This is a genomic window from Bacillus sp. MYb209 (genome assembly GCF_002975175.1).
In the GTDB taxonomy this organism is placed as follows: Bacteria; Bacillota; Bacilli; order Bacillales; family Bacillaceae_G; genus Bacillus_A.
Map to the genome: position 1 here is coordinate 85,410 of NZ_PCNZ01000016.1, position 25,424 is coordinate 110,833.

Here is a 25,424-nt window from a genome sequence, read left to right on the forward strand (position 1 = left end):
TAAATTCTTTTCTGATTAGTAACGGATTAAGAAATATTTCTTCTTACCGCGGCGAATGATTGTAAATTTACCTTCGATGCGGTCGTTTTCTGTTACAACGTAGTCTAACGCTTGTGTACGCTCACCGTTTACGTAGATTGCACCGTTTGTTACATCTTCACGTGCTTGACGTTTAGATGGTGAAATTTTGCTTTCTACAAGTAAGTCGATTAATACTGTATCTTCTGCAGTACGTTCTACAGATGGTACGTCTTTGAATCCTTGCTCGATTTCACTTGCAGTAAGTTCAGCTACAGAACCACTGAATAATGCAGCTGAAATTTTAATTGCTTGCTCTAACGCTTCTGCGCCGTGAACAAGTTTTGTCATTTCAGATCCTAATGCTTTTTGTGCTGCACGTTTTTCTGGCGCTTCAGTTACTTGCTTCTCAAGCTCAAGAATTTCTTCATGAGATAAGAATGTGAAGTATTTTAAGTATTTAACTACATCACGGTCATCTGTATTGATCCAGAATTGGTAGAACTCGTAAGGAGTTGTTTTCTCTGGGTCTAACCAAATTGCGCCGCCCTCTGTTTTACCAAACTTCGTACCGTCAGATTTTGTAACAAGCGGAATTGTTAAACCGAATGCTTTCGCATCTTCTTCTGATTTACGGATTAATTCAAGACCAGCTGTAATGTTACCCCATTGGTCACTACCACCGATTTGAAGACGGCAATTGTGCTGTTGGTATAAGTTTAAGAAGTCGTATGATTGTAAAATCATGTAACTGAACTCAGTGAATGAAATACCAGTTTCTAAACGAGATGCTACTGTATCTTTTGCTAACATATAGTTTAAACCGAAGTTTTTACCGATATCGCGTAAGAATGTAATTACATCTAAGTTACCAAGCCAGTCATAGTTGTTAGCCATCGTTGCTGGGTTGTCCACGTTTTCAAACTCTAAGAAGTTTGAAAGTTGGTTTTTAATGCTTTCCGTGTAGTAAGCAACTGTATCTTTCGTATTTAATGTACGCTCTGCTTTTTTACCACTCGGGTCACCGATCATACCCGTACCACCGCCAACAAGTGCGATTGGTTGGTGACCAGCTAATTGGAAACGACGTAACATTAATACTGGTAACATATGACCGATGTGTAAGCTATCTGCTGTCGGATCGAAACCACAGTATAATTTAACGCTTTCTTTTTCTAATAATTGCTCAAGGCCCTCAGCATCTGTTTGCTGATTAATTAGACCGCGAAATTCAAGATCTTGTAAAATACCCATATCCTACATACTCTCCTTTAAGTTAAGTCTAGCGTGAATGTTGAAAACATAAAAAAATCGCCCCTTCAAATAAGGGACGATTTTAATCATCGCGTTACCACCCTAGTTGCAGGCAAAAAAGCCTACCACCTTATTTACATAACGGCTTAGCACCGTCTTTTCCCTTTTGAATACAATTCAATCGAAAAAAGATGCTCTAGGGGCGTAATTCGCGATCATCTATGTGCTGATTTTCACCGACCATCAGCTCTCTAAAACAGGGAAATGATCACTACTTCTCCCTTTCCACGCTCAATTATTCATATACTTTTCTTTATATCATTATTTACTAGTATGTGTCAAATTGAAGAAAACAGGAAATTTAATTCGAATTATAAAAGTCTTTTACATTATAAAAATTATTAAATTCCTCTTTCGTCCCTTTTGTAAATTCCATTCTTCCTGAAGCAGTATCTTCTGGACTAAAATAATACAACATTCCATCTTTTAATTCTAATGTTGTCATTACATTTTTCCCGCGATCAGTCACATAGAAATTCACAGTATCTCTTTTATGATTTACGACATTTCCTTGAATAACTTTTTCTTTTCTCCTTTTATCATAGAAAACCATTTCAATATACTCATCATTTATTTCTCGAATTTGAATATAGTTATGATATTTTTCCGTATACCAATAACCTTTCATCGTATTAAACGGAGATGAATTCATATAAATAAGGACGATACTACTAATGATAATTAAGAAAGCAAGCAAAGCTCTTTTCACTAATTTTTGCTCCCATAACATAGCCATCTTACTCTTTACAGGTAATTTTTCTTTATTGTCTACTTCAGTCACGAAATCATCTTTTCTTACTTTCTCTAAATAATGACCACAACCGTTACAATAATTATCGTAATCTTGAATTTTTCTTCCACAATTAGAACAATGTCTCACTTTTTCCACCTCTATTCCACATTAAACATTAATATATTAACATGAAACACCATAACAAATAGCATAATTTTAGGTCTAACAAAAAAACATACCGTTTTCAAATACGGTATGTTTTTCACTCAAACGAATAATAGTATTGTCAGCAAAGAAAGAACTGGAACACCAACTAATAACGAAACATGAAACACAATCGATAAATCATTTCCAATAGTCGCTTCCACAGGATCTTTCGCCGGAGAGGCAAGGAATCCAAGTAATCGATCAAAGCGACTTACCGTTTTCGGAAAATCCGGTATTTCTACATGATCGCTATCTAAATGCTGCTTTAATTTATACTCTTTCTTAAAGGGATTTCCGCTCAATTTCATCCACCTCCAGCAATTTTTTCAATTTTTTTATACCATTATGAAGTCTCGATTTCACCGTTCCTACAGGAATACCTAAAACCTCTGCAATTTCCTTTTGCGGCATATCATGATAATAAGAAAGAATAAGGACCGCTCTCTGATCCTCAGGAACTTTTAAAACAGCCTCTCTTACGGTAAGTCGATCCTCTTGTGAAAATTCCATCTCTTGAACCGGCACTAAAAATGGTAAAAGAGAGCGCCATTTTTTTCTTCGGTTCAATTTATTAATCATAAGACGATAACCGATTTGAAATAAATATGTTTTAACTTTCCCCTTTTCAATTTCATACATATGTTTCTTACGTTCTAACGTTAAAAACGCGTCCTGTACGAGGTCTATACTCAATTGCTCATCACGGTTAAATCGATATAAAAATGTATATAGCGCTGGCTTGATTAAAACATATAGTTTTTCTCCCGCTTGCTTATCTCCATTTTGATACGCAAGCATGAGCTCTTCCTCAATCCCAATCTGCGCCATGTTTTTTGATCTCCTTTATTCCTTTTAACGTTAATGAAATACGGGAAATTAAATATGCACTTGCGACAATGATCCATGCTTGTGACTGATTCGTAAAAAATTGAACATATGGGTTTTGAATCGTAAATCCACTTAAAACTAAAATATTTAACGCCAGCACACATATGCATGCATACACGGCAAGACAGACCGAAATTGTATCAAATACATTCCAGCAAAAATATATTTTTGTTTTTGTAAAATCAATTTTATTTCCATTTTTTCGTACAATATACTTCTTATCAAACGGAATAATGATTGAAAAAATAACAATCATTATAATCCCAACTGTAATCATTGAAATTTTAAATCCAATTGGCATCGGTAATAGCAAACCACAAGAAAATACGACTATAATTCCAATTAAAGCAAAAGTAAGCATCAATTTATTAGACATATAAAACGCCTCCCTCATCTATTCTTTCATAAATGTATACAGACGAGGAAGGCACTTCGTTCAAATATTATTTTATTTTTTTAATAATTTTTGCAGGATTCCCGCCAACTACTACATTATCCGGCACATCTTTCGTTACAACGGCGCCAGATGCGATAACCGCATTGTCTCCAATTGTTACACCTGGATTAATAATCGCTCTTCCGCCAATCCATACGTTATCGCCAATTGTAACTGGTTTTCCGTATTCTGATCCGCTTATGCGCTCTACTGGATCAAGCGGGTGCGTCGCTGTATAAATGTGAACTCCTGGAGCTAACATACAATTCACTCCGATTTCTACTCGGCATACGTCTAAAATGGTGCAGTCAAAGTTTGCGTAAAAGTTTTCACCAACGTGAATGTTATAACCGTAATCACATCTAAAAGAAGATTCAAGATGAATATTATCTCCTGTCGTTCCGAATAGTTCTTTTACAATTTCGCTACGCTCTTTTAATTTTATTTCTGGAGTGTCATTTAACTTTCTCGTTAAAATGCGCGCTTGCTCTCTGTCTTGTACTAAAACAGGATCAGCTGGTATGTACATTTCCCCTTGTATCATCTTTTCTTTTTCTGTTTTCATTTCCTTCTCCCCTTCCAACACGTATATATAAGTTTATAATAACACAAAAAAGAAAGGTCTGAACGTATCATCGTTCAGACCTTTCCTCTTAATCTTCCATCGTCGATAAATCACCTGTTGGTAAGTTTAATTCCCACGCTTTTAATACGCGGCGCATAATTTTACCACTTCTCGTTTTCGGTAATTTATCTCTAAATTCAATTTGTCTTGGCGCCGCATGAGCTGCTAGGCCTTTCTTTACAAATTGACGAATCTCTTCTTTTAATTCATCAGACGCTTCATATCCTGCACGAAGTGCGATAAATGCTTTAATGATTTCACCGCGTACTGGATCAGGAATGCCAATTACACCAGCTTCTGCTACAGCAGCGTGCTCGATTAGTTTACTTTCTACTTCAAACGGACCAACGCGCTCTCCTGACGTCATAATTACATCATCAATACGTCCTTGGAACCAGAAGTATCCATCTTCGTCCATATAGGCAGAGTCTCCTGATACGTACCAATCTCCCGGCATGAAGTAAGACTCATATTTTTGCGGGTTATTCCAAACTGCACGCATCATAGATGGCCAACCTTTTGCAATTGCTAAGTTCCCCATTGTGTATGGAGGCACTTCATTTCCTTCATTATCAACAATCGCTGCTTTTACACCTGGAATTGGTTTCCCCATTGAACCTGGGCGGATTTCCATACAAGGATAGTTACAAATAACTTGTCCACCTGTTTCTGTCATCCACCACGTATCATGAATACGAAGTCCAAATGCGCTCATACCCCAGCGAATTACTTCTGGATTTAATGGCTCACCAACACTTAATACGTGACGAACTTGTGATAAATCATATTTTTTAATTGCTTCTTGTCCAGCTCCCATTAACATACGGAACGCTGTTGGTGCACTATACCAAACTGTTACACCGTAATCTTGTAACGCTTCATACCACGCTTCCGGACTAAAGCGTCCACCTAAAATAATATTTGATGCCCCCACTAACCACGGTGCGAAAATACCGTAAGCCGTTCCAGTTACCCAGCCAGGATCAGCTGTACACCAATATACATCATCTTCTTTTAAATCTAATACCCATTTCGCTGTTTGATAGTGCTGAACCATTGCGTTTTGCGCATGAAGGACGCCTTTTGGCTTACCAGTAGAACCAGATGTGTAATGAAGAATTAAACCGTCTTCACGGCCTAACCATTCGATATGTAATTCTTTTGAAGCTTGTTCAAATAAAGGATTGAACGCTACAGTTTTACCGCCTTCTTCTGCATTGTCTCCAACAAGAAAGACTGTTTTTAAAGCTGGTAAATCATTTAATGGTATGCGCTCTAACAATTCAGGAGTTGTAATTAACACCTTTGCTTCGCTATCTTCTAAACGATCGCGAACTGCGCCTTCCATAAATGCTTCAAATAATGGTCCAACAATTGCCCCTAATTTCACTGCACCAAGAAGTGCGAAATATAATTCTGGGGAACGCGGCATAAAAATAAAAACGCGATCGCCTTTCTCAACATCGCCATAGTTTTTCAGGACATTTCCTGCTTTATTAGAAAAATCCTTCATTTCCTTAAATGTATATTTCTCTTTTCGCGATCCATCTTGATAATAAAGGGCTACTTTATTTTTACGATCGGATTTCGCATGCTTATCAATTGCTTCATACGCCATATTTACTCGGCCTGTCTCATTCCAAGTAAAATTTTTATTAACCTCTTCCCAGTTAAAATTCGCGTATGCCTCATCATAATTCGGCAAATTATTTTCTCCTTTAATGACAGGAAGCGTTTCCACTTTCATACTTTACATCCCCCTCATATGTATTCTATTATCTATTATAATGATATTATTTAAAATTTTCAGTATATTTGTTGATTTTTAGACAAATTTTTAATGACAAAATTCGATTCACATCGCATATATTATAAAGTACGATATTAATAGATTCCCAAACCCTCAAGGTGGTGAGCAATACATTGATTCATAAAAAAATATATAATGCCAGAAACTTAAAAACAGCGAAAGGCACTTTAATTATTGAAGGTCCTGTCTCTACACATAACTTAGAAATGTATGAATTTCATCCAGACTTAATTGCGTTTCGTCCTGCCGAGCAGCAATATAAAGCAATTGTCGAAATTTCTAAATTACCAGAAGCTCGTCTCATTATTGCTAGACATGACCAAACGATCGTTGGATATGTTACATACTTGTATCCTGATCCGCTCGAACGATGGTCAGAAGGAAAGATTGAAAAATTAATTGAACTCGGGGCGATTGAAGTTGTCCCAGCCTTTCGCGGTTGCTCTGTCGGAAAAAACTTATTAGAAGTTTCAATGATGGACGATCATATGGAAGATTACATTATATTAACGACTGAATATTATTGGCACTGGGATTTAAAACAAACAGGCTTAAATGTTTGGGAATACCGAAAAGTAATGGAAAAAATGATGAATGCTGGTGGTTTACAATGGATGGCTACAGATGATCCTGAAATTTGTTCACATCCTGCCAACTGTTTAATGGTCCGCATCGGTAAACGCGTTGATACGGATTCTATTCAAGCATTTGATCGTCTACGTTTTCACAATCGTTTTATGTATTAATAAAGGGGGCAACTGGAATGATTGTAGAAGAAATTATGAATCAAAATGTAGTAACACTACATCCAAACGATACAATTGAAACAGCAATCCGAACGATACGTACGAAAGGCATTCGGCACATTCCAATTGTCGATCAAAATAATCACGTTGTAGGCATTATTTCTGATCGGGATGTAAGAGATGCAAGTCCGTCTATTTTAGATGAACAAGTTTCACTCGATATGCTGAAGCAACCGCTCGAACTCATAATGAAACACCCTGTTATGACTTGTCACCCTCTCGATTTCGTTGAGGAAATTGCGACTTTATTTTTCGAAAATAAAATAGGCTGTCTTCCTGTTACGAAAGCTGGAAAACTCGTAGGTATCATTTCCGAATCTACAGTACTGCACACGTTAGTAAAATTAACAGGTGCGCATCAACCAAGTTCACAAATTGAAATTCAAGTAAAAAATGAACCTGGTATTCTTGGAAAAGTCGTTGCTATTTTTAGTGATTTACAAATAAATATTGTGAGCGTTCTCGTCTATCCAGCAAAAGATGAGAATGATAAAGTACTCGTTTTCCGCATTCAAACGATGAATCCTCTAAAAGTGATTGATGCACTTGAAGCAGAGGGCTACCGCGTATTATGGCCAAACATAATGGGGATGCAAGCATGAGTAGCGCCTTCATTTATTCGGATGACTTTCGGGGCTATTCTTTTAGCCCTGATCATCCTTTTAACCAACTACGCGTCACACTTACGTATGATTTATTACAAAAGAGTGGTTTTATCTCCCCTTCTCAAGTCATCTCGCCAAGAATGGCTACAGATGAGGAAATTGCATTCATTCATACAGAGGAGTACATAAATGCGGTAAAACTTGCTGGAGAAGGAAAGTTAGAAAAATCAATTGCGATGACATATGGACTCGGAACAGAAGATACACCGATGTTTCCAAATATGCACGAAGCAAGTGCATTACTCGTTGGCGGTACGCTAACAGCTGTCGATGCTGTTCTTTCCGGGAAAGTGAAACATGCACTTAATTTAGGCGGCGGCTTACATCATGGCTTTCGCGGTAAAGCATCTGGCTTTTGTATTTATAACGATAGCTCTATCGCAATGAAATATATTCAGAAGAAATACGGTTTACGCGTTTTATATATTGATACAGATGCTCATCACGGTGACGGGGTACAATGGTCTTTTTACGACGATCCTAACGTGTGCACCATTTCATTACACGAAACTGGACGTTATTTATTTCCTGGAACTGGCGCAGTAAATGAACGTGGACAAGGTAATGGATATAGTTATTCTTTTAACGTTCCACTCGACGCTTTTACAGAAGACGAATCGTTTTTAGATTCATATCGAACAGTTGTAAAAGAGGTTGCAGCATACTTTAAACCGGATATTATTTTAACGCAAAATGGTGCTGATGCACATTATTACGATCCACTTACACACCTTTGCGCAACGATGAATATTTACCGTGAAATACCGAAGCTCGCTCGTGAAATTGCTAATGAATATTGCGACGGTCGCTGGATTGCTGTCGGCGGTGGTGGCTATGATCACTGGCGCGTCGTACCAAGAGCTTGGGCACTCATTTGGCTCGAAATGAACAACATCCAAAACATCTCAGGTTATCTCCCTCCAGAATGGATTGATGCTTGGAAAGGACAAGCAGAAACAGAACTTCCCCTCACATGGGAAGATCCAGACAACATGTATCAACCTATCCCTAGAAAACCAGAAATCGAAGAAAAAAATGCATTAACTGTAGCGAAATCCCTTGAAATTATTCGGAATAATATGAAAAAATCTTTGTATTAAACAGAAAGGAGGCTCGTTTTTGAACGGTCTCCTTTTATTTTAGTTTCGGCTTCTGTCGGGAAATCGATATATTTTGAATTGCTAACAGACTATCCATGGCTCTAATAAGAAAAGGAGTGATATTATGTGGAAACAACAAATCATCAATACAAATCGTGGCACATTCGAACTTTTTGCAAAAGGCAATGGTGAACCGCTTTGTATTACACATCACTATTCGCAATTTAATGAAACTGGCGATTACTTTGCAGATGTTTTCACTTCTACGCATCGTGTATTCCTCATTAATTTACGAGATGCTGGTAACTCTGTAAAAGCCCAGTCAGAAAACGAATTAAGTATGATTGAAACGATTCACGACTTAGAAGCAATTAAAGAGGCTTTGCAATTTTCTACATGGCATTTCGCCGGCCATTCAACAGGCGGTATGCTTGGTCTTTTATACGCGATTACATATCCAAACTCCTTACAATCATTAGTCGTTGTTGGAGCTGCAGCCAGTGACTATACGAAAACACCAAACTGTATTTATCATCCTGAACATCCGCTGTTCCATTATATGCAAGAACTTATCGAGAACTTAAAAAGCCCTCACCTTACAAATGAAGAACGAAAAGAACTATCTACCAAGCGAGCGAAATTATCTTTATATATACCAGAAAACTATGAATCTTACTTTCATAAACCAATTCATAAATCACTGTCTGCCAATCGGATGAATGCTTTCAATAAAGAATACCCACACTTCAATCTAAGAGATTCCCTTTCTTCTATCCAAACAAAGACACTCATTATGTGTGGAAGACACGATGTACAGTGCCCGATTCAATATTCCATTGAGATGCATGAGGGCATACGCAATTCTATATTTGTCCCCTTTGAGTATAGTAATCATTATCCTTTTTTAGAAGAAGCTGCTCAGTTTACTTCTACTACTCAAAAATTTTTGTGGATTTAAAAGAAAATTACGGACTCACAAAGGCATAAGCCCGGAAGGAGAGAACAAGTTTATTAATGTTATTTTACTAAAGGAGGAGAATAGAGTGAGAGAGAAATTATTAAGAGTTGGAACGACTTATATTCCAGTTACCGATGTAGAACTTTCTTCAAACTGGTATGTAAACAAATTGGGAGCAGAGTTGAGCTTTAAAGACGAAGACAAGGCTATTATTAACTTTGCAAACCAAAGCTTTTTTCTGATTAAATCTCAAGATAATCAAAGCTTAAATTTTGTCGATTTTCACGGTGAAGAACGCTTTTCTTTAACATTTGAAGTTAATGGCTTACATGCACTAGAATCAATTCATAGAGATTTTATTAAAAAAGATATTATGATTGGAGAGATTGAAAACAGAGGACATGCTGGGAAAAATTTTATTTTTTACGATTTAGATGGTAATAAATTTGATGTTTGGAGTGAATTGAGTCCTATTTTCAAAGAAAAATACCTACTATCACAATAAAATATATCGATCGTTCTAATATGGAGTTAACTTTTACAATTGGCGAAAATATTGAATAACATAGATAAAAAGAGACGAGGCTTATTCCATTAAAGCCTCGTTAGTGAGTTAATTCTCAGAAGAAATATTTCATACTATAAACAAAGAAAAGATAAAAGGAACAGAGCACTAAACCTAAATCAATTAATATCGACTTTTTATCTCCCTCTTTTAAACTTATCGTAAAACCAGAAATACTTTTAACCATCCAAAATACGACCAAAAATAACCAACCTAAATGGTCATTTGTATAATCTTCATCATAAAACATTTGTATTGCACCTAATATTAATAAAATAAGTACGACATTAGTTCCAACCCTTAGAGCCCTATTTGCTTTATTATTTTTCAATGTATAATCCCCAATTCAACACTCCCTCTTAAACTATCCTGCTTTTTAGCAAAACTATATTAGTTTTGCTTCTCTTTATATTTTAATAAAAATCACCTAATATTACCATTACGTTTTTAACACCTCGAATGACAACCAAAATAAACCTTTACATATAAAAAAACGTATCATTTTCAAATCTATTTTTTGCCATTCTCCCCAGCCTATGCTACAGTTATTTCGTCACATAGCTATACAGCTAGACAACTTATATATTCATAATAAGGTGGGAAAAAAACATGAGAAAACCTCGTATTGGGATGATTGGATTAGGTAGTATTGCACAAAAGGCTTACCTTCCAACACTGACAAAGGAAACCGATTGGACTTTTGTGGGAGCGTTTACACCTAATTCGGAGAAGAGAAAACAAATTTGCCAGCAATATCGTATTCAAGATTTTCATTCTATTGAAACATTAGCTTCGGAATGTGATGCAATCTTCGTTCATAGTTCAACTGCTACACATTATGAAATCGTTTCTGAACTTCTTAAAAAGGGAATCGATGTTTATGTTGATAAGCCGCTAGCTGCTACTACCGAACAAGCAGAGAAGCTAGTTGAAATGAGTGAAAAGTATAATCGAAAGTTAATGGTGGGATTTAATCGTCGCTTCGTTCCTATGTACGTCGCTGCAAAAGAGCAGGCTAATGATACTTCATGGATTCGAATTGAAAAGCACCGCACAAATAAAGTGGGGCCATATACGTACGACTTTACTATGCTAGATGATTACTTACATATTGTAGATACTGCTCGTTGGCTAGCTAATGATGACCTTAACGTCGTTCACAATATGATGCAAATAAATGAAAAGAATGAACTTCTTTACGGACATCATACATATACAACTGCAAATGGACTTTTACTTTCTACGGCGATGCACCGCCATGCAGGTACAAATTTAGAACAAATTGAACTTGTAACGACAGGTAAAATCATTCGCGTAAAAAATATGAACACATTTGAAATTGAAGAGGAAAACTCCGTTTCACAAAGTGGTTCACCATCATGGGAGACAACGTTAAAGCAGCGCGGATTTGAAGATGCTGTTCATCATTTTATCGAATGTGTACAAGGTGATACAAAGCCTATTGTAGATGGATTAGAAGGATTAAAATCTCAACAAATGCTCCAATCTCTACTACAAGCTGTAAACAAAAATTAAAACGGATACATTTTTCAGAATTTACTTTCATTCCCATTTCCTCTTTATTTCTATCATAAATTTCTATAGAATATGTTGATAGGAATTATAAATTTCATAATGAATCGTGGAAAGGATGGGATTGACACATGTGGAACGAGTTTAAAAAATTCGCGTTCAAAGGGAATGTAATTGATTTAGCTGTCGGTGTTGTAATCGGTGCTGCATTCGGTAAAATCGTTAGTTCTTTAGTAAAAGACATCATTACACCATTACTTGGTATGATACTGGGCGGCGTTGACTTTACAGATTTAAAACTTACATTCGGTAAATCATCTATTATGTACGGTAACTTCATCCAAACTATTTTTGATTTCTTAATTATTGCAGCTGCTATCTTTATGTTTGTTAAAGTTTTCAACAAACTAACATCTAAAAGAGAAGAAGAAGAAAAGAAAGAAGAACTTCCAGAACCAACAAAAGAAGAAGAAATTCTTGGCGAAATTCGCGACTTACTAAAACAACAAAACTCTTCTAAAGATAGAGCATAATTGAACGGATAAAAAGGCATGCCCCTCTCGGGACATGCCTTTTTTATATGCTATAACGTTTCCGAATTCATATGAATAAATGCAATAATACCTGCAACCATAAGTACCATAATGCTACCTGCAAATAGTGTAATACCGATAAACATTAAACTCGTACTTAAATCTATCGAAATACTTTCAGTAAAAATTGAAATTACATACGTGATAAGGGCGATTCCTGCAAGAATACTTCCTGGAACAAATCGCTTTAAGCCATTTTGTTTTAACGTCATATATGCAAAAATAGCGGTCATGCAAAGCGTAATTATCCAAAGAACGATCATCTCTTCTCCCCCCCTCACAAGCCTTTTCTTTCTATTATACATGACATTGCCCTATAATAGTTAAATTTGCACTTGTGTGACATATAACAAGGAATAACCCCAACCGTAGCGAATGTCTTATGAAGACTCCCAATCACATTATCATTATCAAAGCAACGTATTTACAATACCCGCTTCACTTGTAGCAAGTATTGTTTATAGAGTAAAGCATCAAGCATAAGGAGACCGATCTCATATGTACGCTGTAAAATTATTATTGGAATCTGTTCATTCAGGTGAACTTAATCCTAGTAAAATTGATGAACATTATGAAGAGAATCACGATACACTTTTTGAAGAAAGTATTATTCTCGTTAAGGCGAACAGTTTAGAGGAAGCTCACGAGCTAGGTGAAAAGATAGCTATACAGTCTGAAGATACATACGATAATATGTACGGTGAGCAAGCAACATGGACGTTTCGAAAAGTGTTGCATGTTTTCGAATTAGATGACACACCATTTGAGACAGGAAAAGAATTATATGCACGCTTTTTACATGTTAAGAAAACTGAAAGTGTAAATACAGTAGTTAAACACTATTATCCTGAATATGAATAAGAGCTCACAGCTATCGCTGCGAGCTCTCTTATTCTTACTTCGTTGAATCTCTAAATTGGATACGGTGAGGTAAGATAACTGAGTGATCTTCTACTTTTTCTTTGTTCATATATTTCGTTAGTAGACGCATTGCTACTGCACCGATATCATACATTGGTTGTACAACTGTCGAAAGCTGTGGGCGTACCATTAATGCAAGACGTGTGTTGTCAAAACCAAGCACTTCGATATCAGTTGGTACGTTTAATCCCGCGTCTTGTGCTGCGTGGATTACACCTAGTGCCATTTCATCAGAAGATACGAAGATTGCTGTTGGTTTTTCATTAATGCTCCAAAGTCTTTCAAACGCTTCTATACCTGAATCATATGTGTAATCTCCATCAATTATAAGATTTTCATCATATGAAATACCTGCTTCTTCTAAAGCTTTTTTATAACCTTGTAACTTCTTCGCGCTTCCTGCTTTATCAATGAAAGGACCAGAGACGAAACCGATACGTTTATGTCCTTGCTCAATAAAATGCTTCATTGCATCATAAGCGGCTTGTGTATAATCAATATTTACTGATGACGTTTCATTTTGCTCATCAAATGACGCTGCTAATACAATTGGTACTGGAGATTTTTTAAATTCTTCAACGTGAATATCTGTAATATCTTCACCCATGAAAACAATTCCGTCCACTTGTTTCCCAAGCATCGTATTTAATAAGTGGAACTCTTTCTCTTTGTTCTGGTCAGAGTTACTTAAAATGATGTTATATTTGTACATTGTTGCGATATCTTCAATTCCACGAGCAAGTTCTGCATAAAACGTATTTGAGATATCGGGGATAATAACACCCACTGTAGTTGTCTTCTTACTTGCTAGTCCACGTGCTACCGCGTTTGGGCGGTATCCTAAAAGATCAATTGCTTCTAATACTTTCTTTCTTGTTGTAGGCTTTACGTTTGGGTTACCGTTCACAACACGTGATACGGTAGCCATTGAAACGTTTGCTTCACGCGCTACATCATAGATTGTTACGTTCATCTCTTCGCACACTCCTTCTATTTATGTTATCTATTTTATGTATCGGTTCACTTGAATGAAAAAAAGACATCAACTCTATTTGCAGATGCCAACAATCGTCCCGAGTTCTTCCTTTTACTAATGATACGATAAAAACGCAGGCTCATACAATATTTTCCCGCAAAAGTTTCGAAAAAATTCGCTTCTTTTCTTGTATTTTCGTATTTTTTATGCAAAAAAGGACATTTTTGTAAAAATCTATGCAACAAAGGCTATATAGACTAAAAAACCTATTGTAATTTATCCCCAAACACTTTTACTTCTTTCATAAACTCATTGAATTCCGGGATATCCATTTGCTGCGCTGCATCTGATAAAGCAACAGCAGGATCTGGGTGTACTTCAGCCATAATAGCATCAGCACCAATTGCCATCACCACTTTTGCAGCCGGCAATAGAAGGTCACGTCTCCCTGTAGAATGCGTTACATCGACAACGACAGGTAAATGGGTTGCTTTCTTTAAAATCGGCACAGCGGAAATATGAAGCGTGTTACGCGTTGCTCTTTCATATGTGCGAATACCGCACTCACATAAAATGATATTACCATTCCCCTCTGCCATAATATATTCTGCTGCATTAATAAATTCTTCAATTGTTGCTTATAAACCACGCTTTAATAATATGTTGTAAGGTCGATGTTTCAAATGGACCATTATTATTCTCCGCAATTAAATTCAGCATTTCTCTTTCACGTACAGGATCAAAACGTTTCACACCTTGTACTTCTTGTAAGTTCCCAACCCCTTGTACGAGACGGCCTCTTTCGTTCAATAACTCTAATACTTGTAGATTGATTTGATCGATATTAGAACGTAACCGATCTAATTCTTGCGATGCCATAAGAAAGCCACCTCTTTTAAATTTCTTCATTAACTTTTTTAAGATAACTTATTATAGCTCATACATACGAGGTTACCACACGATATACAACATAGAATAATGTATTAAACAGATAGAAAAAAGACGTGGAAATACCATGACAAGAAAGCAGAAAATCCGTAGTGTAAATTTAAATCACTATATTCCGGAAAATTTATATAATAAAAAAGACAGCTTAAAAACTGTCTTTTTTTATTATAGGAAAGAAACAAACGGTTTATCGCTGTTTTTCTCTTTTATAATAACAGCCTCGATTTTATTCTCGGACTTTATCTGTAATTGAACTTTAGCATCTTTAGGGAATTTCTCTAACATACTTTGAGCAGCCATTTGAGAGAGTGCCATTAATTCTGACTTACCATTATATTTAACGACAATATCCATATTTAATTTATCCATCTTATTTTGCTTATAAGAAATCTTAGCATTAACAGGGATATAATCTCCTGGAGAAAATTCCTTTATTGCTTTAGCAAAATCATTTAACTTTTTATTATCTTCTCCATGTGCTCCCTCAAATTCTTGAGAAGGATACGAATACGATTTTTCATCAATAGCATCCCAATTTCCAAGGTTTGTCTCGTTCTTTTGAACAGAAGCGCTAGAAATATAAGTACCATTCTTTAAAGAACTTGTACTTTCTTGCTTAAATATAGCAAACGTAATTGGAGATTTGTTATATTTATCATTTTTATTAATAGCTTCTATAAGTTGCTTAGCAACTTCAGTACCTTTAGAAATAGCTTCCTCATTAGATACACTTGAAGACATAGATAAACCAATAACAACACCAGATAAGCTTAGTTCATTTGAATTCTGTTTGCCGAAGTAGTCCTGTTCTATAATATTAGTCAAAACTGGTACTTCTTGTTTCGTAACTAATTCATCAATTGTTTTCTCTGGAATATACTGATTTAATTGTAATACGTAATTTTCTGTATCAAATTGTTTTGAAGCAATATTCATTAAGCCACTTTCATATTCTGCTAAATCTAGTTTAGAATTAGTTTTAACATTAACTGTATTAATTACCTTTTGTTCTTTTAAAGGAATAACAGTTCTATAGTAATCCTTAGAAACAGCAGTTCTTGGAATCATACTTTTTTCTTTCGTATCTTTCTGTACAACTTCATCTTTCTTCTCAATAGTATTATTACTGCAAGCCCCCAGTAATAAACTTAAGCTTGCGATGAATAACGCCATTTTCTTCATTGCTTAAAACCCACTTTCAAAAGTCAATTTACTTAGTTTTAATGTATCTATAGTGTACCACTAAATATATTGCAACAAAATAAAAAAGAAGCAAGCCTCTCGCTCACCTCTCTACTTTACATTCTCTTCCAAAGCTTCTTTTTTTATATTCCAATGAGATGTATGCCATACTACCATTCCGTCTTTTATGTATAACACTTGCGGAGATTCATGCTTAATACCGTACTGCTCTGCAACATGGTTCGAAACATCTCTCGCATCTTGTACGTATAAGTAATATGCTGGCACTTCTCTTTCTTCACCGCAATACGCTTGAAACTCTGTATATGCACCGTGACTAATTGGGCATGTCGTACTATGTTTAAAAAGAACATAAGGCTCGTTCTTTTCTACTAACTCTGTAAATTCTTCAATCGTTTCAATTTTTATCATACTCATCATTACTCACCTCTCATGCGAAGTCTAGAGCGCTTCTCTCTCTTTTCAGCCTTCTGCTCAACTTTCTCAAGTTTACGCTCTTCTTTTTCAATCTTTTTCTCTTGTCTCGTAGCACGGTAATGATTGTATACTTCAATTGCTGCGCTGCTCCACTGTACAACTTGTGCTACTTTATCTGCATTATTTTCAATTTCATCCGTAACAGACTCTGAAACATTGCGAAGCTTCGTATTTAAAGAGTGAATCGTCGTTCCGATTCCATCTACACCTTCTACTACTTTATTTAGCGACTGTGACTTCTGTTGAATATCATCAGCTAACGCATTTGTCTTATGTAATAATTGCTCCGTCTCTACGCTTATTCCTTGCATTTGCTTTTCTAAACCTTCTAACGTACTTGCAACATTTTCTAACGTCTTCTGAACCGATAACAACGTTCTGCATACATACACTACTAATACAGCGAAAGCAACCGCAATAATAGCCGCACTTACATATAAAAGAACTTGCATTTCATCACTTCCTTTATCTTTTTCATACTTTCTCTTATTATACAATCATTTTCCGTTTCGTTCTAATCCCTATCTTATCATTAGAATTTTCATACTTATTCGTTAACTGTAACATAAATCATTCAACAAATTCCACTAAGTAGGTTACAATAGGAGAGGATACATAATTAGTAGGGAGGCTTTACATATGAAAGATCCACGTATTGAAAAGTTAGCATACAATTTAATTAACTACTCTATCCGCTTACAAAAAGGTGAGAAAGTATTAATTGAAAACTTTGGCTTACAAAAAGAACTTGTAACAGCACTTGTAAAAGAAGCATATGCAGCTGGTGGTTTCCCATTCGTTTCTTTAAAAGATCATCAAGTAGATCGCTCTTTATTAATGGGTGCTACTGAAGAACATTTCGAACAAATCGCTGCATATGAGGCTAGTGTAATGAAAGATATGGATGCTTACATTGGCCTTCGCTCTGGTGATAACATTAACGAACAAGCCGACGTTCCAAGTGAACGTATGAAAGTTCACGGCCAAACAGTTGGTAAAAAGGTTCATAGAGACATCCGTGTTCCGAAAACACGCTGGGTTGTTCTTCGCTACCCAAATGCTTCTATGGCACAGCTTGCTAAAATGAGCACAGAAGCTTTCGAAGACTTCTACTTCGAGGTATGTAACTTAGATTACGGTAAAATGGATAAGGCAATGGATAGCCTTGTTACATTAATGAATAAAACAGATAAGGTTCGCTTAACTGGTCCTGGAACTGACTTAACATTCTCTATTAAAGACATTCCAGCTATTAAATGCTCAGGTCATTTAAACATTCCAGATGGTGAAGTATACTCTGCACCAGTTCGCGATTCTGTTAACGGTACAGTTTCTTATAACACGCCATCACCTTACAACGGCTATACGTTTGAAAATGTACAACTTAAATTTGAAAATGGCCAAATCGTTGACGCAACTGCAAACGATTCAGAGCGCATTAACAAAATCTTCGATACAGACGAAGGCGCACGCTACGTTGGTGAGTTCGCAATCGGCGTAAATCCATACATCTTACATCCAATGGGAGACATTCTATTCGATGAAAAAATCGATGGCAGCTTCCACTTCACACCTGGACAAGCTTATGACGATGCATGGAACGGCAACAACTCTAACATCCACTGGGATTTAGTATGCATTCAGCGCCCTGAATACGGCGGCGGTGAAATTTACTTCGACGACGTATTAATCCGTAAAGACGGACGATTCGTTGTAACTGAACTAGAAGCTTTAAACCCAGAGAACTTAAAATAATATGAAAAACGCTCGGAATTCTATCCGAGCGCTTTTTCATTAATACTCTAATAATTTTTTAGCCACATCTTCTGGTACTTTAAAACTATTTTTATTTTTTATTTTATTAATTTTCAATTCAACCTCAACATAAGGGACATCTTTATATACTGTCATAGTACCAATTTCATGTAACTCTTTTTTATCTTTACTCGAATCCAATAATTTCGGTGTATCCTCTTGATACATTTTAAACGTTTTCCCTTGCGGAGTATTCACAGGAGTCGATTCCATTTCCCACTTATCCATTTTTATTGATTCAAACAACTTTGTGATTTCTTTCTTATCGGTAATTGTTTTTTTATCACTCGAATCAGTAAGCGATTCAATTTCAATTTTTTGTGCCTTTTCTAAACTAACATCAGACTTCTCTTTCTTCGCACTACATCCTATTAAAAGAATAGATGTGGTTAGCAAAAACAAAAATAACATACAGATTTTTTTCATTTCTAATCCCCCCGCACTATATAGAGCTATTTTTCTCGCTTTTTGTTTGCTGAAAATGAAAATAAAATAAAAGTGCCACTGCGATAGTACCTATTAATATCGGAACATATAAGGGCAAATCCCATTTAATATATACTCTAATGCAACCAACAAGCACAAACAAAATTTCCAAACAAAATAAAGTGAAACTTTAATCAGTGGTTGGTTTTGTTCATCCCCCACTGATTATTAGTTGAACCAATCGGGCGTTTACGGGCAGTTGATCTCCCACCTTACTTCTTTGCTCCAGCCGAATTTTGAGGTAGGAGTCTTACTGCCCGTTAATGCGGGACAAAGGTCTTACATATTTCATTACTTACCTACCATCTCTATTTTTACATATGGATTTTCTTTCTCGATAAGCGCCAAAAGTCCATCCTTATCTTGCGGCATCGTAATCATATGTACTTTATATGCATTCGTTGTAATCTCAAATGATTTTCCAACTTGACGAACAACTCTTATATCTTTTAATACAACGTCGTCATTTAAAATTCCGTATTTTAAAATACCATTTTCTACTTTATGTTTTTTAATGAATATTTCCCAATTGAGAGGGACATTTACAATAAAACATAATCCCATCCCAATTAGAGCTGAAGCCCAATCCCCTTTTCTTGTAAAGAACATAACTATTGGATATACCACCATAAAAGCTAACGTTATACTAACGAAAATTATTCCTAACTTACTTCTCTGAATTGGAAAGTTCATACCACACCCCCTAATCCAAATTATACCATAATTTCCATTTTAGTTTATAAAAAAAGATCATTTATAAATGACCTTTTTAAATAATATATCTATAAAATTTCTTATCTACCTCTAGCACTGGAAAACTTTTTGGCAACTCTTCTATACTCACGCTTTGAAAACCATTCTTTTCATAGAAACGGTGTGCTGCTAGAAATTTAACTGTTGTTCCTAAATAAATGTCTTCCAAGTTCTTTTCCTTCGCCCACGAAATCGCTTTTTGAAGCAGCATACTTGATACTCCCCATTCTTTCCCCCGAAACTCTTTCTTCACAAACATTTTCCTTAACGCTACTTGATGATTCCCTATATCTAATAAAGCTACAGTTCCAACTACTTTTCCACCGTACGTTGCTACCCAAAAGTTTCCGTGATTCCTTTGATAGAACGTTTCTATTTCAAGTAAGTCAGGCTGCTCTTCTTTCGTAATTGGGACATTGTACTCTTTTCGCTGAATATGAACAATGAGATTTACTACTTCATCTTGGAACTTACTTTCATATGGAATAATACAAATCTTCTCGCTCATCGAATATCCTTCCATTCTGAAGCTAGTAAACTATAAACAGCAATATCCTGAAAATGATCGTACACCCATTCTTCATCTCGTAAAATTCCATCTAACTTAAACCCTAAACGTTCTGGGATTGCACGACTTTTCGCATTTTCGACACCGCAACGAATTTCAATTTTATTCAGCTTTAAATTATCAAATGCATAATGAAGCACAGTCTTCACACTTCGCGTCATAATACCTTTCCCACCAGCATCTTCTGCAAGATAATATCCAAGACTCGTAGCTTTCTTCCCCCAGCTCACCGGATGAATCCCCACCATCCCAACGAGCTTTCCTTTATAACGTATGCCAGCTTCAAATCCATCTCCCTCTGCAAATTTCTTTAACCACATCGGAAAAATATCATCATAAGCAGCAGCTGATTTCGTCCCATCTACCCACGGAAGCCATCTTCTTAAATGATTACGATTTTGATCTATTAATTCATATAGTCCCTCTTTATGATGTTTTTCTAATAGTTGTAATTCGATTTCATCATCTACTCGGAGTGTGAACATGTTTTTTAGCCCCTTTTTTCTTATTATTCTAACATTTTAAACTGAAGAAATGCACCACAATATATCAACGATCTTTAAAATTTATCGAATTACCAACTAAATTCGACACCATCTCACACGCCAGCCACAGCAAAAAAAGACGCACAGCCATAGCTATGCGTCTTTCTTCTTACTTCTCTGCAACTTGAACTTCTTTTACGTAAGCTGCTTCGAATTTTTGGATGTCACCTGCGCCCATGAAAATAAGAACGCCGTTTTTATGTTTCTTTAATACCTCTGTTGTTGTATCTGTAATTAGTTCTGCACCGTCAATACGCTTTTGCAGATCCTCAATTGTTAATTCACCTTTGTTTTCACGTGCTGATCCGAAAATATCACATAAGTATACTTGGTCAGCTTTACTTAGGCTTTCTGCGAACTCATCTAAGAACTTCTCTGTACGTGAGAATGTATGCGGCTGGAATACAGCGACAACTTCACGCTCTGGATGTTTTTGACGAGCTGCTTCAATCGTTGCATTAATTTCTGTCGGATGGTGTGCATAGTCATCAATGATAACTTGTTCTCCCATCGGCTTTTCATTAAAGCGACGTTTAACACCTTCAAATGTCGTTAGTTGATGTTTAACCGCTTCTACATCAACGTTTTCGTAATGGCAAAGCGCAATAACTGCTAATGCATTTAATACGCTGTGATCGCCGTATCCTGTAATTTTGAACGTGTCATAATACGTATTACGAACGAATACATCGAATATAGTACCATCAGTTCTCTTTTGGATGTTACGTGCTTGGAAATCATTATCTTCTCCAAATCCATAGAAAATAACAGGTACTTTCGCTTGAATTTTTTGAAGTTCTTCATCATCACCACATGCAATAATACCTTTTTTCACTTGCAATGCCATCTCTTGGAATGCATTAAATACATCATTGATGTCTGCAAAATAATCTGGATGATCGAAATCGATATTTGTCATAATTGCATAGTCTGGATAGTAAGACAAGAAATGACGACGATACTCACAAGCTTCAAAGACAAAATACTTACTATTTTCTACCCCATGCCCAGTTCCATCTCCAATAAGGTAAGATGTTGGGTGTGCACCTTGCATTACATGGGCTAACAAACCTGTAGTTGATGTTTTTCCATGTGCACCAGTTACTGCAACACTTGTGTACTGATTCATAAGGTCACCTAAGAAGTGATGATAACGATGTACTGGGATATTTAATTCTTTTGCTGCTACGATTTCTTCATGCGTATCAGGAAATGCGTTTCCCGCGATAATCACTTGTCCTTCTTTAATATTATTTTTATCAAAAGGAAGGATGGAAATACCACGCTTTTCCAATGCTGTTTGTGTAAAGAAACGCTTTTCATAATCAGACCCTTGAACAGTATGCTTCATGTCATGAAGAATTTGTGCTAATGAACTCATTCCTGTTCCTTTAATTCCTACAAAATGGTAAACTGTCATCTTAAAGAACCTCCAACATTTCGAACTAATACAACGGCCTATCTATAAGACAGTATATGAATCTTTTCTTATTTTGGTAATCATCATACATTTCTGATGCAGTGAATTTCTTTTTATATTCACTTATCAGTGATAAACTCGTACGTACTTCTTTTATGTCCATAACACATTTATTATAGCAAAAAACAAGCCGCTATACTATGATAACAGAAAAACTGATAGGGTCAATCACCTATCAGTTTTTCTCGCTTTTACATATCTTCTTTTGCTTCTAATTGAACACGCTCTAGACGTGGATTTGGACGGTATTTACGACCAGCTTTCGCTTCTGGTTTTCCATTTAATTCTACGTTATCACCAGTAAAACCAATATTCATTTTTAATAAGCTACTTCCTACTCCGTATATATCAACAGGAACATTTTGAGCTTCAAATTCACGAATACGCTTCTCATCAAACCCACCAGTTACAACGATATCTACATGTTGGAACCCTTCCTCATCAAGAGCCTTACGAAGTGCAAATACAAGTGATGGATTTACACCACGTGGATCGAATGTTCCAAGTACTTCTGGGTGACGAATGAAGTATTGATCAATCATTGTACGAGACGTATCGACACGTACACCTTTTAATGTTGATCCAAATTCACGCGCTACGCGAAGTGCATCTGTAATGACATCATTGTTATAATCAATTAGTACGACTAATTCATCTTCTGGGAATTTTTTATGATATGCTTTTGCTGCTTCAACAACATCACCATTAAACATTTGAATTAAAGCATGAGGCATCGTCCCCATACCACTTCTGCCCCACCATTCATTCATTGCATGCGTCGCTTGCGCGCTCATACCTCCGATGTATGCCGCATAACCGTCACCAGCTTGTTGAGTATAATGATCGTCACGATCTCCCATGAAAATAACCGGTTTTTCTTTATCTACACTACGTGCAGCTTGGACAACGTTATATACGTTTGTCGCAACTGATGTACGACGAGCTAAAATCCCATCAATTACACCTTCTAAAAAGCCGAAGTATTCATAAGGACCATGAATTGTTAAAACTGTTTCAAACGGACTAATATTATCGCCATCCTTTAAGGAATGAATTTCTAATTCCTCAGGATTTTTGGCGAATGTTTGTAGCAATGCGATTACCTCATCTGCTCCGCAAAGAACTGCATGTTCTTTTTGGAAAAACTGCATTGTTACAACACTTTTCGGGCGAAATTCTTCAATGATTTCTCTAGTTTTTAAAAAGTAAACGGCAGAGAACCAGCCTTCTCCAACACGTTCATCAAATTTAAATGTTTTATTTGTTAGTCGATTTATTTCACCTTTTAATTTTAATTCAATTTCTTTCATGTCGCTTTACTCCCTACTTTACTATCCAACATTTTCTCTTAGTATACAGCAAAACCGTTTCCTATACATTCGTTTCCTGCATAGCGGCAAATTCACCCTCGGAAATAAGGACATCTCTCGGTTTCGTTCCTCTTGCTTCAGAAATAATCCCTTGCGATTCCATCTCTTCAATTAGACGTGCCGCGCGATTATAACCAATGCGGAATTTTCTCTGTACAGAAGATGTGGACGCTCCCCCTTGATCTACAACAAATTGACATGCATCAAAAAATAGTTCATCTTCAGACTCACTCTGCTCTGATTTTGCTAATAAATCCTCTTGCTTAAATAAGTAATTTGGCTTCATTTGCTTTTTCACATGATCAACTGTTCTTTCAATCTCATCATCTGATACGTATACACCTTGTACACGAACTGGTTTAGACGTGCCGTTTCCTAAAAATAGCATATCACCACGGCCAAGTAATTTCTCCGCGCCCCCAATATCGATAATCGTACGCGAATCAACTTGAGATGATACCGTAAACGCAATACGCGTTGGAATGTTTGATTTAATTAAACCTGTAATAACGTCTACAGATGGACGCTGCGTCGCAACTAATAAGTGAATACCACAAGCACGAGCTTTTTGTGCAATACGACAAATCGCTTCCTCAACATCACCAGGAGCAACCATCATTAAGTCCGCTAACTCATCAATGACGATTACAATATAAGGTAATGTCTCACCTGGGATTTCTCTCCCACTTACAATCGTATTGTAACGAGTTAAATCACGAGCACCAGCATGAGCAAACAATTCATAACGGCGTTCCATCTCTTCAACCGCCCACTTTAACGCAGCTGTAGCTGCTTTTACGTCAGTAATAACAGGTGCTACAAGATGTGGAACAGAATTGTATGGTGCCAGCTCAACCATCTTCGGATCAATTAGTATCAACTTCACTTCATGCGGCTTCGCTTTATATAAAATGCTCGTTAAAATCGCGTTAATGCACACACTTTTCCCTGAACCAGTTGCACCCGCAATAAGTCCATGTGGCATTTTTCGAATATCCGTTACAATTGGATCACCTGAAATATCAAGCCCCAGCGCAACTGTAAGCGGTGATTCACTCTTTGTAAATACAGGACTTCTTAAAATTTCACGCAGGAATACTGGCTTACTTTCCTTGTTTGGAACTTCAATTCCAATTGCACTCTTCCCTGGAATTGGCGCTTCAATTCGAATATCTTTCGCAGCTAAACTTAACTTAATATCATCACTTAAATTTGTAATTTTATTTACTTTCACACCTGGGTCTGGTTGTACTTCAAAACGAGTTACCGCCGGCCCTTGTGACACATTAATAACATGTGCTCCAACATGGAAATTATTAAATGTCGTATTTAATAATTCTTCCTGTTCTTCTAGCCATTCCGTATTATCTAATGCTGCCTGCTGTGGAATCGACAACAACGTTAATGGCGGAAGTTCATACTTCGGTGGCGTTTGTAGTACGTTGCGCATATCGTTCTCTTTTTGATTTACAACATATGCTCTCTCTTGTACTTGTTCAGCCACCACTACTTGTTGCATTGGTTTTTCTTCCGCTTGGGTTTCTAACACTACTTGCTGCATCAGTTTTTCTTCCATTTGGGTTTCTACCGCTACTTGCTGCATCGGTTTTTCTTCCATTTGGGTTTCTACC

At 36.4% G+C, this 25,424-nt stretch carries 29 protein-coding genes, 2 pseudogenes and 1 other annotated feature; of the genes and pseudogenes, 10 read left to right on the plus strand and 21 right to left on the minus strand.

Features of this window, described 5'->3' with window-relative positions:
• Window positions 1–15 precede the first annotated feature (15 nt).
• The 7 genes from tyrS to acsA form a co-directional block, all read right to left on the minus strand.
• Window positions 16–1,272 carry a tyrosine--tRNA ligase gene (gene tyrS, locus CQZ94_RS20620; protein ID WP_016120897.1) on the minus strand — a complete coding sequence of 419 codons (1,257 nt, stop codon included), beginning with the start codon at window positions 1,270–1,272 and terminating at the stop codon, window positions 16–18.
• 69 nt (window positions 1,273–1,341) lie between these two features.
• Window positions 1,342–1,569, minus strand: a binding site (T-box leader).
• Between the two features lie 64 nt (window positions 1,570–1,633).
• Window positions 1,634–2,221 carry a zinc ribbon domain-containing protein gene (locus tag CQZ94_RS20625; RefSeq protein ID WP_181149525.1) on the minus strand — a complete coding sequence of 196 codons (588 nt, stop codon included), beginning with the start codon at window positions 2,219–2,221 and terminating at the stop codon, window positions 1,634–1,636.
• A gap of 110 nt (window positions 2,222–2,331) precedes the next feature.
• On the minus strand, window positions 2,332–2,574 hold the full coding sequence (locus tag CQZ94_RS20630; RefSeq protein WP_105586853.1) for a hypothetical protein: 243 nt from the start codon (window positions 2,572–2,574) through the stop codon (window positions 2,332–2,334).
• Window positions 2,555–3,100, minus strand: a complete 546-nt coding sequence (locus CQZ94_RS20635; protein WP_105586854.1) for an RNA polymerase sigma factor — start codon at window positions 3,098–3,100, stop codon at window positions 2,555–2,557. The genes CQZ94_RS20630 and CQZ94_RS20635 overlap by 20 nt, the downstream gene beginning before the upstream one ends.
• Window positions 3,081–3,536, minus strand: a complete 456-nt coding sequence (locus tag CQZ94_RS20640) for a hypothetical protein (RefSeq protein ID WP_105586855.1) — start codon at window positions 3,534–3,536, stop codon at window positions 3,081–3,083. Before CQZ94_RS20640 ends, CQZ94_RS20635 begins: the two co-directional genes overlap by 20 nt.
• A 67-nt stretch (window positions 3,537–3,603) precedes the next feature.
• A complete protein-coding gene (locus tag CQZ94_RS20645) occupies window positions 3,604–4,161 on the minus strand; it encodes a maltose acetyltransferase domain-containing protein (protein ID WP_105586856.1) in 558 nt (185 codons plus the stop codon).
• Window positions 4,162–4,249: 88 nt separating this feature from the next.
• Complete coding sequence (gene acsA, locus CQZ94_RS20650) at window positions 4,250–5,968, minus strand: acetate--CoA ligase (RefSeq protein WP_105586857.1); 1,719 nt, start codon at window positions 5,966–5,968, stop codon at window positions 4,250–4,252.
• A gap of 176 nt (window positions 5,969–6,144) precedes the next feature.
• On the opposite strand from acsA, the gene acuA reads away from it, so the two are divergent.
• The 5 genes from acuA to CQZ94_RS20675 all read left to right on the plus strand — a co-directional run bounded on the left by acuA (window position 6,145) and on the right by CQZ94_RS20675 (window position 10,065).
• A complete protein-coding gene (acuA, locus tag CQZ94_RS20655; protein WP_105586858.1) occupies window positions 6,145–6,777 on the plus strand; it encodes an acetoin utilization protein acetyltransferase AcuA in 633 nt (210 codons plus the stop codon).
• A gap of 17 nt (window positions 6,778–6,794) precedes the next feature.
• A complete protein-coding gene (locus CQZ94_RS20660; protein WP_002123078.1) occupies window positions 6,795–7,439 on the plus strand; it encodes an acetoin utilization AcuB family protein in 645 nt (214 codons plus the stop codon).
• Window positions 7,436–8,602, plus strand: coding sequence for an acetoin utilization protein AcuC (gene acuC / locus CQZ94_RS20665; protein ID WP_105586859.1), 1,167 nt, complete (start codon window positions 7,436–7,438; stop codon window positions 8,600–8,602). The genes CQZ94_RS20660 and acuC overlap by 4 nt, the downstream gene beginning before the upstream one ends.
• Before the next feature lie 124 nt (window positions 8,603–8,726).
• On the plus strand, window positions 8,727–9,560 hold the full coding sequence (locus CQZ94_RS20670) for an alpha/beta fold hydrolase (protein ID WP_105586860.1): 834 nt from the start codon (window positions 8,727–8,729) through the stop codon (window positions 9,558–9,560).
• An 85-nt stretch (window positions 9,561–9,645) separates the two neighbouring features.
• Window positions 9,646–10,065: a VOC family protein gene (locus CQZ94_RS20675; RefSeq protein ID WP_105586861.1), complete on the plus strand. Its 420-nt coding sequence runs from the start codon at window positions 9,646–9,648 to the stop codon at window positions 10,063–10,065.
• Between the two features lie 115 nt (window positions 10,066–10,180).
• Here CQZ94_RS20675 and CQZ94_RS20680 read toward each other — a convergent pair whose 3' ends face one another.
• A complete protein-coding gene (locus CQZ94_RS20680) occupies window positions 10,181–10,471 on the minus strand; it encodes a hypothetical protein (protein ID WP_105586862.1) in 291 nt (96 codons plus the stop codon).
• Window positions 10,472–10,734: 263 nt separating this feature from the next.
• Here CQZ94_RS20680 and CQZ94_RS20685 point away from each other — a divergent pair, with 263 nt between their 5' ends.
• Both CQZ94_RS20685 and mscL read left to right on the plus strand, forming a co-directional pair.
• Window positions 10,735–11,661 (plus strand): Gfo/Idh/MocA family protein, encoded by a 927-nt coding sequence (locus CQZ94_RS20685; protein WP_105586863.1) that lies wholly within the window; start codon window positions 10,735–10,737, stop codon window positions 11,659–11,661.
• Between the two features lie 128 nt (window positions 11,662–11,789).
• Window positions 11,790–12,191 carry a large-conductance mechanosensitive channel protein MscL gene (mscL, locus tag CQZ94_RS20690; RefSeq protein WP_105586864.1) on the plus strand — a complete coding sequence of 134 codons (402 nt, stop codon included), beginning with the start codon at window positions 11,790–11,792 and terminating at the stop codon, window positions 12,189–12,191.
• 50 nt (window positions 12,192–12,241) lie between these two features.
• Here the strand turns inward: mscL and CQZ94_RS20695 are convergent, their stop codons facing one another.
• A complete protein-coding gene (locus CQZ94_RS20695) occupies window positions 12,242–12,514 on the minus strand; it encodes a DUF3917 domain-containing protein (RefSeq protein WP_002112306.1) in 273 nt (90 codons plus the stop codon).
• Window positions 12,515–12,626: 112 nt separating this feature from the next.
• On the opposite strand from CQZ94_RS20695, the pseudogene CQZ94_RS20700 reads away from it, so the two are divergent.
• Window positions 12,627–12,734, plus strand: a pseudogene (locus CQZ94_RS20700) (DUF3949 domain-containing protein); the annotation flags it as partial.
• 15 nt (window positions 12,735–12,749) lie between these two features.
• Entirely contained in the window at window positions 12,750–13,112 is a 363-nt protein-coding gene (locus CQZ94_RS20705) for a DUF4288 domain-containing protein (protein WP_105586866.1), read from the plus strand.
• 34 nt (window positions 13,113–13,146) lie between these two features.
• On the opposite strand, the gene ccpA is transcribed toward CQZ94_RS20705, so the two are convergent.
• From ccpA to CQZ94_RS20735, 5 genes and pseudogenes are all read right to left on the minus strand, one after another.
• The gene (ccpA, locus tag CQZ94_RS20710) at window positions 13,147–14,145 is read right to left on the minus strand and encodes a catabolite control protein A (RefSeq protein WP_105586867.1); all 999 of its coding nucleotides are present in this window, start codon (window positions 14,143–14,145) and stop codon (window positions 13,147–13,149) included.
• A gap of 269 nt (window positions 14,146–14,414) precedes the next feature.
• Window positions 14,415–15,027 (minus strand): annotated as a pseudogene (locus CQZ94_RS31255) (chorismate mutase).
• Between the two features lie 234 nt (window positions 15,028–15,261).
• Entirely contained in the window at window positions 15,262–16,278 is a 1,017-nt protein-coding gene (locus CQZ94_RS20725) for a CamS family sex pheromone protein (protein ID WP_105586868.1), read from the minus strand.
• 111 nt (window positions 16,279–16,389) lie between these two features.
• The gene (gene ytxJ / locus CQZ94_RS20730; protein ID WP_142395885.1) at window positions 16,390–16,716 is read right to left on the minus strand and encodes a bacillithiol system redox-active protein YtxJ; all 327 of its coding nucleotides are present in this window, start codon (window positions 16,714–16,716) and stop codon (window positions 16,390–16,392) included.
• A 2-nt stretch (window positions 16,717–16,718) separates the two neighbouring features.
• Entirely contained in the window at window positions 16,719–17,228 is a 510-nt protein-coding gene (locus CQZ94_RS20735) for a DUF948 domain-containing protein (RefSeq protein ID WP_105586870.1), read from the minus strand.
• Window positions 17,229–17,415: 187 nt separating this feature from the next.
• Here CQZ94_RS20735 and CQZ94_RS20740 point away from each other — a divergent pair, with 187 nt between their 5' ends.
• Window positions 17,416–18,531, plus strand: a complete 1,116-nt coding sequence (locus CQZ94_RS20740) for an aminopeptidase (protein ID WP_002034367.1) — start codon at window positions 17,416–17,418, stop codon at window positions 18,529–18,531.
• A 39-nt stretch (window positions 18,532–18,570) separates the two neighbouring features.
• On the opposite strand, the gene CQZ94_RS20745 is transcribed toward CQZ94_RS20740, so the two are convergent.
• From CQZ94_RS20745 to CQZ94_RS20780, 7 genes are all read right to left on the minus strand, one after another.
• Complete coding sequence (locus tag CQZ94_RS20745) at window positions 18,571–19,017, minus strand: hypothetical protein (protein WP_105586871.1); 447 nt, start codon at window positions 19,015–19,017, stop codon at window positions 18,571–18,573.
• 351 nt (window positions 19,018–19,368) lie between these two features.
• On the minus strand, window positions 19,369–19,770 hold the full coding sequence (locus CQZ94_RS20755; protein WP_105586873.1) for a PH domain-containing protein: 402 nt from the start codon (window positions 19,768–19,770) through the stop codon (window positions 19,369–19,371).
• A 76-nt stretch (window positions 19,771–19,846) separates the two neighbouring features.
• Window positions 19,847–20,338, minus strand: a complete 492-nt coding sequence (locus CQZ94_RS20760) for a GNAT family N-acetyltransferase (protein ID WP_105586874.1) — start codon at window positions 20,336–20,338, stop codon at window positions 19,847–19,849.
• On the minus strand, window positions 20,335–20,883 hold the full coding sequence (locus CQZ94_RS20765) for a GNAT family N-acetyltransferase (protein WP_105586875.1): 549 nt from the start codon (window positions 20,881–20,883) through the stop codon (window positions 20,335–20,337). Before CQZ94_RS20765 ends, CQZ94_RS20760 begins: the two co-directional genes overlap by 4 nt.
• A gap of 169 nt (window positions 20,884–21,052) precedes the next feature.
• On the minus strand, window positions 21,053–22,363 hold the full coding sequence (murC, locus tag CQZ94_RS20770; RefSeq protein ID WP_105586876.1) for a UDP-N-acetylmuramate--L-alanine ligase: 1,311 nt from the start codon (window positions 22,361–22,363) through the stop codon (window positions 21,053–21,055).
• Between the two features lie 251 nt (window positions 22,364–22,614).
• A complete protein-coding gene (locus CQZ94_RS20775) occupies window positions 22,615–23,733 on the minus strand; it encodes a nicotinate phosphoribosyltransferase (protein ID WP_105586877.1) in 1,119 nt (372 codons plus the stop codon).
• A 61-nt stretch (window positions 23,734–23,794) separates the two neighbouring features.
• Window positions 23,795–25,424: DNA translocase FtsK (locus CQZ94_RS20780; protein ID WP_142395887.1), on the minus strand; the 1,630-nt coding region annotated here is incomplete at its 5' end.

Excerpts from the sequence above, each read along its gene's own strand:
- ccpA (WP_105586867.1), bottom strand. The coding sequence starts at position 14,145 with ATGAACGTAACAATCTATGATGTAGCGCGTGAAGCAAACGTTTCAATG.
- CQZ94_RS20640 (WP_105586855.1), bottom strand. The coding sequence starts at position 3,536 with ATGTCTAATAAATTGATGCTTACTTTTGCTTTAATTGGAATTATAGTC.
- acuC (WP_105586859.1), top strand. The coding sequence starts at position 7,436 with ATGAGTAGCGCCTTCATTTATTCGGATGACTTTCGGGGCTATTCTTTT.
- CQZ94_RS20740 (WP_002034367.1), top strand. The coding sequence starts at position 17,416 with ATGAAAGATCCACGTATTGAAAAGTTAGCATACAATTTAATTAACTAC.
- mscL (WP_105586864.1), top strand. The coding sequence starts at position 11,790 with ATGTGGAACGAGTTTAAAAAATTCGCGTTCAAAGGGAATGTAATTGAT.
- CQZ94_RS20765 (WP_105586875.1), bottom strand. The coding sequence starts at position 20,883 with ATGTTCACACTCCGAGTAGATGATGAAATCGAATTACAACTATTAGAA.
- CQZ94_RS20660 (WP_002123078.1), top strand. The coding sequence starts at position 6,795 with ATGATTGTAGAAGAAATTATGAATCAAAATGTAGTAACACTACATCCA.
- CQZ94_RS20735 (WP_105586870.1), bottom strand. The coding sequence starts at position 17,228 with ATGCAAGTTCTTTTATATGTAAGTGCGGCTATTATTGCGGTTGCTTTC.
- tyrS (WP_016120897.1), bottom strand. The coding sequence starts at position 1,272 with ATGGGTATTTTACAAGATCTTGAATTTCGCGGTCTAATTAATCAGCAA.
- murC (WP_105586876.1), bottom strand. The coding sequence starts at position 22,363 with ATGACAGTTTACCATTTTGTAGGAATTAAAGGAACAGGAATGAGTTCA.
- CQZ94_RS20745 (WP_105586871.1), bottom strand. The coding sequence starts at position 19,017 with ATGAAAAAAATCTGTATGTTATTTTTGTTTTTGCTAACCACATCTATT.
- CQZ94_RS20645 (WP_105586856.1), bottom strand. The coding sequence starts at position 4,161 with ATGAAAACAGAAAAAGAAAAGATGATACAAGGGGAAATGTACATACCA.
- acsA (WP_105586857.1), bottom strand. The coding sequence starts at position 5,968 with ATGAAAGTGGAAACGCTTCCTGTCATTAAAGGAGAAAATAATTTGCCG.
- CQZ94_RS20635 (WP_105586854.1), bottom strand. The coding sequence starts at position 3,100 with ATGGCGCAGATTGGGATTGAGGAAGAGCTCATGCTTGCGTATCAAAAT.
- CQZ94_RS20755 (WP_105586873.1), bottom strand. The coding sequence starts at position 19,770 with ATGAACTTTCCAATTCAGAGAAGTAAGTTAGGAATAATTTTCGTTAGT.
- CQZ94_RS20775 (WP_105586877.1), bottom strand. The coding sequence starts at position 23,733 with ATGAAAGAAATTGAATTAAAATTAAAAGGTGAAATAAATCGACTAACA.
- CQZ94_RS20760 (WP_105586874.1), bottom strand. The coding sequence starts at position 20,338 with ATGAGCGAGAAGATTTGTATTATTCCATATGAAAGTAAGTTCCAAGAT.
- CQZ94_RS20725 (WP_105586868.1), bottom strand. The coding sequence starts at position 16,278 with ATGAAGAAAATGGCGTTATTCATCGCAAGCTTAAGTTTATTACTGGGG.
- CQZ94_RS20670 (WP_105586860.1), top strand. The coding sequence starts at position 8,727 with ATGTGGAAACAACAAATCATCAATACAAATCGTGGCACATTCGAACTT.
- ytxJ (WP_142395885.1), bottom strand. The coding sequence starts at position 16,716 with ATGAGTATGATAAAAATTGAAACGATTGAAGAATTTACAGAGTTAGTA.
- CQZ94_RS20695 (WP_002112306.1), bottom strand. The coding sequence starts at position 12,514 with ATGATCGTTCTTTGGATAATTACGCTTTGCATGACCGCTATTTTTGCA.
- CQZ94_RS20685 (WP_105586863.1), top strand. The coding sequence starts at position 10,735 with ATGAGAAAACCTCGTATTGGGATGATTGGATTAGGTAGTATTGCACAA.
- CQZ94_RS20705 (WP_105586866.1), top strand. The coding sequence starts at position 12,750 with ATGTACGCTGTAAAATTATTATTGGAATCTGTTCATTCAGGTGAACTT.